5 protein-coding genes are annotated in these 6,623 nt (G+C 68.6%); 2 read left to right on the top strand and 3 right to left on the bottom strand.

Annotated elements, in window-relative coordinates; all coding sequences use genetic code 11:
• Positions 1 to 87: 87 nt before the first annotated feature.
• Entirely contained in the window at positions 88 to 1,362 is a 1,275-nt protein-coding gene (locus ACWDOP_RS15450) for a PucR family transcriptional regulator (RefSeq protein WP_456345606.1), read from the bottom strand.
• A gap of 138 nt (positions 1,363 to 1,500) precedes the next feature.
• Positions 1,501 to 2,157, bottom strand: a complete 657-nt coding sequence (locus ACWDOP_RS15445; protein ID WP_456345605.1) for a histidine phosphatase family protein — start codon at positions 2,155 to 2,157, stop codon at positions 1,501 to 1,503.
• Positions 2,158 to 2,635: 478 nt separating this feature from the next.
• Here ACWDOP_RS15445 and mgtE point away from each other — a divergent pair, with 478 nt between their 5' ends.
• Both mgtE and nrdF read left to right on the top strand, forming a co-directional pair.
• Positions 2,636 to 4,159, top strand: coding sequence for a magnesium transporter (mgtE, locus tag ACWDOP_RS15440; RefSeq protein WP_456345604.1), 1,524 nt, complete (start codon positions 2,636 to 2,638; stop codon positions 4,157 to 4,159).
• Positions 4,160 to 4,394: 235 nt separating this feature from the next.
• A complete protein-coding gene (nrdF, locus tag ACWDOP_RS15435) occupies positions 4,395 to 5,357 on the top strand; it encodes a class 1b ribonucleoside-diphosphate reductase subunit beta (RefSeq protein ID WP_354985075.1) in 963 nt (320 codons plus the stop codon).
• Between the two features lie 91 nt (positions 5,358 to 5,448).
• Here nrdF and ACWDOP_RS15430 read toward each other — a convergent pair whose 3' ends face one another.
• Positions 5,449 to 6,561 (bottom strand): ABC transporter substrate-binding protein, encoded by a 1,113-nt coding sequence (locus ACWDOP_RS15430; protein WP_456345603.1) that lies wholly within the window; start codon positions 6,559 to 6,561, stop codon positions 5,449 to 5,451.
• Positions 6,562 to 6,623 lie beyond the last annotated feature (62 nt).

Below are 6,623 nucleotides of genomic sequence, written 5' to 3'. Positions count from 1 at the left end.
GATATCCGATCCGCCGCCGCACGCGGTCACCAGCATCGACACCGTCACCGCGACCAGCGTGCCACCCGGCAGGCGCCGCCCCGGGGGTCAGCGCGCCGGATAGGTCCGGGCCACCAGCGCCGACCGCAGCTGCCACAGACCCGCGGCCTGGGTCGGGTCGAAGCCCGTCAGCTGGCCGACGCGTTTGAGCCGGTAGTCGATGGTGTTGGTGTGCACGTGCAGGAATCGGGCGGTGCGCTGGCGGTTCATGTTGTTGCTGATGTGCGTGCGCAGGGTCTCCAGCAGTTCGGGATGCCCGTCCAGCGGGTCGAGCAGCGAGCCGAGATGGTCGCGGCCGGGGCCGGGGCGGGTCAGCTGGTACTCCAGCGCGAGCTCGTCGAAGCGGTACAGCCCGGCCTCGAGGGTGAGCCTCTGCACGATGTCGAGCAGGTCGTGCGCGCGGTCGGCGGCGTGCGGAATCTGTTGCGGCTCGGCCGACACCACGGTGGCGGTGATCGGCACGCGGGCGGCCTGCGAGAGCTGTTCGATCAGGGCGCCGAGCTCCTGCTCGGGGATGTCGGTGGTGGGCACCAGCACTGTCCCGCCGTCCACACTGAGCAGCGCGAGCGGCTTGTTCGCGGTGCGGGTGGCGAGTTCGGCCTGTACCCGCCGCAGTTTGCGGCGCGCGACCACCTGCGAGTTCAGCGCCGGCGCGTGCTCGTCGGAGTGTGCCGGAAACGCCAGTGCCAGTACGTGATACGAGCCCGCGATCTCGATGCCGCACTCGCGCGCCATGGTCGAGGTCGAGTGCCCGCCCAGCAGCGCCGAGGTGAGCGTGTGCACCGCGGTGTGGTGCTCGCTGACCACCGCGCGCAACTCGCGCACGTAGGCCATCGAGACCGCGGCCGTCATCCGGTCCAGGATGTCCACCACCCGGCGCGCGCCGTCGGTGATGCTGTCGTAGTCGCGCACGCTGATGACCAGCATGGCGTCCTCGTCCTGACCCGCCGCGCGCCGCTGATCGGCCACGGTGTGCGAGGTCACCAGGTCGAAGCCGATCTTGAAGCCCTCGTGGATGGCGTGGTGGATGGTGTCGATGGGAATGCCCTCGCGCGCCCACTGCGCCGCCGCGTCCTGGAGTCGCTGCGTCTTCTCCGGAATGTCCAGGCCGTCCAGCATGGCGACCGCGAGTTCCAGGCAGATGCGCGTGATCGTGGTGATGTCGCCGTTGATGGCGTCCCCGGGCAGCGTCCCGCAGGGCGCGACCGTCTCGACGAAGTGGCCGACCATCTGGCGGGCCAGGTTCCGGACATCCCGCAGCGGAGAGGACATGGGTGTTCCGGACACGGTGATTTCCGCGCTGATCGTGCTGTCGGTGGACACGGGCGACTCCTTCCACCCCCTTGTGATTACGAAAAGGTAACGCACCCGGGGTGGGCGTACATTACCTTCCAGTAACCCCTGTGACGGAGCCCAATGGCGACGGTCCGATCGTTGTGACCCAGCACAACGCCGGCGCGTTCAGCCGGGCAGGTGACCGATCGCGCCGTAGAGCACCGGCTCCAGTCCGGAATCGCCACGCTCCCAACGGGTTATCGAGGCGTTGGGTAGCTGGGTGCTCTCGATCCGCAGCACGGTCGGCTCGTCCAGGCGCTCGAGGATGTACCGGGTCAGTACCACCACGTTGTCGTGCGCGAAAACCAGCACGTCCCCGTCCAATTCGCGCAGTATCGAGCGCAGCCGCAGCGCCACGTCCGTCCAGGACTCGCCGCCCGGCGGGCGATAGTAGAAGCGGCCCATGCGTTCTCGCTCGCGGTGCTCGAGCGGATACCGCTTGCGGATGCCGAGCGCGGTGAGCCCCCACATGATCCCGACATCGCGATCGCGCAGCCGCTCGTCGTACCGCACCGGCGGCGTCCGGATGGACCGCAGCGCGATATCGGCGGTTTCCCGCGCCCGCAGGTACGGCGAGCAGAGCACCGAGGTGGGCGGCCGATCCTGCTCGGCCAGCCAATCACCCACCGCCGCCGCCTGTTTGCGCCCGAGTTCGGTGAGTGCGATGTCGGGATCGCGCGGTCCCTTGTCGTATTCCTCGGCGCCCGCGCCGCTCGCGGCCGCCGCCTCCGCGTTCGCGGTGCTCTCCCCGTGCCGGATCATCGTCAACGATTGCAAAGCCACGCGTCGTAGCCCAGCACACCCGAGCCGCCCCGCGCTACCGAATCACCCGCCCGCGCCGGATGATCGCCGCCCCGAGTCGGCTCGGGACCGCGCGGCCCCGCTCTGGAGTGTCCTCGAAGACTGCTCGGAGTGTCGTCGAATAACGCCCGGGGTGTCGCACACCACGCGGGCGCGATTTGGCGCCGGCCGGTATCCTGCACGAGGATGCTCTGTGTGTCGTACGAGGGTTGACAATCGATCGCCCCGCACGACCTCCCCCGAGTGAGCTTCGGGATTGACGATATCGGTGCACGACGGCTTCGAGGAGGTGGGTCGCATGCGTAGCGAGCCCCCCAGTCGAAGGCCGCGCGGCACCACCCCCTCTTCTTCTCGCCCGTAGTTCTCTGCGGCGTGCGTTCGGGCGGGTTCGGTGCCCCGCGGTGTGACCCGGTGCTGCCAACCGTTCACCCCTGACTCGCCACTCGGCTGAGGTTCCGCCATGACGCAGACCGATCTGCCCGTCGTTTCGACGCTGCCCGCTGCCCGTCCGCTGCCCGCGACCGGCACCGCCGTACTCACCGGCCCCCGGGAGCCGCACGCGCGCACCCGCGCCGCCGATGCGCTCCCCGGCGCCCGTGACACGCTCCCCGGCGCCCGGGATTCGCTCGCCTCCGGGCGTGAAACCCTGTGCGCGGAAGGCGATTCGCTCCGCGACATCGTTGACCGCCATCACCTGGGCGCCACCCTGGAATGGCTGGACAACCACCAGCCGCACGTCATCGCCGACGAGCTCGCGCGCATGGACGCGCTCTCGGCCGGTATGGCGTTCCGCCTGCTCGACAAGGATCGCGCCCTCGACGTCTTCGAGGAGCTCGAGCCGGTCGATCAGCAGCAGATCCTCACCGGACTGCGCGATCAGAGCTTCCGCGAACTCGTCGAGGAGATGGACCCCGACGATCGCGCCCGCATGCTGCGCGAGGCCCCGGCCAAGGTCGCCAAGAAGGTCCTCGCCGGACTCAGCCCGCACGAGCGCCGCATGACCGCGATCCTGCTGGGCTACCCGGAGGGCTCGGTCGGTTTCTACATGACGCCGGAAGTCGTTGCGCTGCCGCGCAATCTGCCCGTCGCGCAGGCGCTGCAGATGGTGCGGACCGAGGGCGGCAACGCCGAGACCGTCTACACCCTGCCGGTGGTCGACGCCGGCCGCCGGCTCATCGGCATCGTGGAACTGCGCGAGCTCGTGCTCAGCTCGCCGGACGCCATGATCGCCGATCTGGTGGAGTCCGAGCCCGCGTTCGTGCGCGCGACGGATTCCGCGGAGAAGGCGGCCCGGCTCATGCAGGGCGCCAACCTCATCAACCTGCCCGTGGTCGACAGTGAGGACCGCCTCGTCGGCCTGCTCACCATCGACGACGCGATCGAGGTCATCGAGGCCGCGGACAGCGAGGACATGGCCCGCCAGGCCGGCACCGCGCCGTGGGAAGGCCACTACATGGCCGCCACGGTCTTCCAGCTCGCCCGCTATCGCGCGCTGTGGCTCATGCTCCTGCTGCTGGCGGCGATCTTCACGGTCAGCGTCACGGACATGTTCGCCGCGACATTGGAACAGGCCGCGCACCTGGCCCTGTTCATCCCCCTGATCATCGGCGCCGGCGGCAACGCGGGAGCGCAGGCGGCCACGTCCTGCGTGCGCGCGCTGGCCGTCGGCGAGGTCCGGGTATCGGACCTGCTGAAAGTCGTGTGGCGTGAATGCCGGGTCGGGCTGGTGCTCGGCGCTATGCTCGCTGCGGCCGGGCTCGTGATCGGCGGACTTTTCGTCGGTGCGAAAATCGGTGCGGTGGTGGGCATTACGCTGGTGCTCATCTGCGGCTGGGCGGCCACCATCGGCGGCACCATGCCGCTGCTGGCCAAGAAGCTGCGGATCGACCCGGCGGTGATCTCGGCGCCCATGGTGACCACGCTGGTCGACGCGACCGGTCTGATCATCTACTTCACGACCGCGAAACTGGTGCTCGGCATCTGACCCGCAAACCGGTGCCCCGGGGCGGTCGCGCAGACCGCCCCGCTCCGCTGTGACCGATTGCACCGCTGTAGATTTCCGATCGCTGGCGTGTGTTTCCACACCCTCTCTTGCAGTCATGCTGGATAGTCCGCAACACAAGGGGTTGTGTTGGGTGTTGATGTCACCCACCAGTAGTAGTGTTCAGGTTAAGAACGTCCGCAACGGGCCGGTGGGCAGGGAAGGGTGAGTAACCAGCGTGAAAACGATCGATCGAGCATCCGCGATCAACTGGAACCGCGTAATCGACGAGAAGGACGCGGAGGTCTGGGATCGGCTCACGGGCAACTTCTGGCTGCCGGAAAAGGTGCCGGTCTCCAATGACATTCCCTCGTGGGCCACGCTCACCGCGAGCGAGAAGCAACTCACGATGCGGGTCTTCACCGGGCTCACCCTGCTGGACACCATCCAGGGCACGGTCGGCGCCGTCAGCCTCATCCCGGACTCGCTGACCCCGCACGAGGAAGCGGTGTACACCAACATCGCCTTCATGGAGTCGGTGCACGCCAAGAGCTACAGCCAGATCTTCTCGACCCTGTGCTCCACCAAGGAGATCGACGAAGCCTTCCGCTGGTCCGAGGAGAACCGGAACCTGCAGCGCAAGGCCGAGATCGTCCTGAGCTACTACAACGGCGAGGACCCGCTCAAGCGCAAGGTGGCCTCCACCCTGCTCGAGTCCTTCCTGTTCTACTCCGGCTTCTACCTGCCGATGCACTGGTCCTCGCGGGCCAAGCTCACCAACACCGCCGACATGATCCGCCTGATCATCCGCGACGAGGCCGTGCACGGCTACTACATCGGCTACAAGTACCAGAAGGGTCTGGAGTTGGTCTCCGAGGCCGAGCGCGAGGAGCTCAAGGCCTACACCTTCGAGCTGCTGTTCGAGCTGTACGAGAACGAGGTCGAGTACACCCAGGACCTGTACGACGAGGTCGGCCTGACCGAGGACGTCAAGAAGTTCCTGCGCTACAACGCCAACAAGGCGCTGATGAACCTGGGCTACGAGGGCCTGTTCCCCAAGGACGAGTGCGAGGTCAACCCGGCCATCCTCTCGGCGCTCTCGCCCAACGCCGACGAGAACCACGACTTCTTCTCCGGCTCGGGCTCGAGCTACGTGATCGGCAAGGCCGTCAACACCGAGGACGAGGATTGGGAGTTCTGAGTCCGCGCTGACGCGCACGGCGGAAAACACAAGCCCGGCCCTCGAATTCACGAGGCCGGGCTTTTTCGCGGGCGAGCTCGTCGCGGGCGGGTCAGTCGATCACGTAGCCGTTGAGCGAGTTGCGCATGTCCTCGAGCAGCGCCTTGGCCGCGGTCACCCCGGACCCGTGCCAGATCGTGTCGGCCACCGCGAAGTCGCGCTTGTCGCTCACCGCGCTCAGCGACTTCCAGTCGTCCCCGCGCATCACCGACTCGCCGTACTCCTGGCCGTCCTCGCCGTCGAACATCAGGTAGATGATGTCGCCCTCGGCCCGGTTGCGGTCCTGCTCGGTGTCGAGGCCCGGCAGGTCGAAGGACGCGCCGCGCTGGGACGCCGGCCGCTGCACCCCGGCGTCGCCGAGGACCTGACCGGCGAAACTGTCGTTGCCCTGGACGCGAATGCCCTTGGCGTCGAAGCGCAGTATCGACGCCTGGCTCAGGGTCGCGTTCACCGCGGCGCCGCTCTCGCGGGCCACGACGCGATAGTCCTCGAGCGCCTTGTCGGCCGCGCCCGCGCGGCCCATCGCCTCGGCGAGTGCGCTGAACTCGGCCTGCCAGCCCCGGTCGGTCCCGACCAGCACGGTCGGCGCGACGGCGCGCAGGGCGTCGTACTCGGGCTTGTCGCTCGCCGCCCCCAGGATCAGATCCGGCTTCAGCCCAGCCACTTTCGCCGGATCCGGATCGGCGACCATGCCGACGGCCGGGATCTCGGAGATGCCCGTGCCCAGGTAGGCGGGTTGCGGGGTGGGGCCGGAAATCGTTGCCGCGCCGACCACCCGCTCCCACAGCCCGAGCGCGCAGGCCGCGTCCAGGGCCGCGGTGGACAGCACCACGATCCGCTGGGGATCGGCGGGCACCTCGGACTCGCCCGCGGTGTGGGTGATCGAGCGCGTCGCGCCGGCGGCCGCGTCGGCCGGACTCGGTAGCGCGCACGCGGTCCGGGTGTCGCGCTCGACCCCGACCACACCCGCCCCCGCGATATTGGTGGTGGTGCGCACGATCGAGCTCATGGCGTCGTCGTCGGACCCCTTGGAGCAGCCCGACAGCAATCCCGCGGATAGCAGCGCCGCGGCGGTCGTCACCGCGCCCCAGGTGCGCAAACGTCGCGCGGGGGCGGGGGTGGAGGCGAACGTGATTCGGGTGGAAGCGGACTCGCGCACCGGCATGGCTGGCAGCGTACAGCCGTGCACCGCGACGCCCAATTACGACACAGAGTAGGACCAGCCCG

Source organism: Nocardia sp. NPDC003693 (assembly GCF_053981095.1).
Note: the sequence above shows the minus strand (reverse complement) of the source record. Positions and strands in the feature narration are given on the sequence as shown.